The 694-nt window shown below is 53.6% G+C and carries 1 rRNA gene; it reads left to right on the forward strand.

The window, feature by feature from the left end:
* Positions 1-694 (forward strand): 23S ribosomal RNA (locus M313_RS0116970); the annotation flags it as partial.

The following is a 694-nucleotide window of genomic DNA, read 5'->3' on the forward strand; positions in this document are numbered from 1 at the left end:
AGGGAAATATAGTACCGAAGTTCCTGATTTCACACTGCCAAGAAAAGCCTCTAGCGAGGAGTATGGTGCCCGTACCGCAAACCGACACAGGTAGGCGAGGAGAGAATCCTAAGGTGAGCGAGAGAACTCTGGTTAAGGAACTCGGCAAAATGACCCCGTAACTTCGGGAGAAGGGGTGCTCTGTTAGGGTGTTAAAGCCCGAGAGAGCCGCAGTGAATAGGCCCAGGCGACTGTTTAGCAAAAACACAGGTCTCTGCGAAGCCGTAAGGCGAAGTATAGGGGCTGACGCCTGCCCGGTGCTGGAAGGTTAAGGGGAGAGGTTAGCGCAAGCGAAGCTTTGAACCGAAGCCCCAGTAAACGGCGGCCGTAACTATAACGGTCCTAAGGTAGCGAAATTCCTTGTCGGGTAAGTTCCGACCCGCACGAAAGGCGTAACGATCTGGGCACTGTCTCAACCAGAGACTCGGTGAAATTATAGTACCTGTGAAGATGCAGGTTACCCGCGACAGGACGGAAAGACCCCGTGGAGCTTTACTGTAGCCTGATATTGAATTTTGGTACAGCTTGTACAGGATAGGTAGGAGCCTGAGAAGCCGGAGCGCTAGCTTCGGTGGAGGCGTCGGTGGGATACTACCCTGGCTGTATTGAAATTCTAACCCGCAGCCCTTATCGGGCTGGGAGACAGTGTCAGGTG

Origin of the sequence: Bacillus sp. m3-13 (genome assembly GCF_000175075.1) — a bacterium.
Taxonomy (GTDB): Bacteria; Bacillota; Bacilli; order Bacillales; family Bacillaceae_I; genus Sutcliffiella_A; species Sutcliffiella_A horikoshii_C.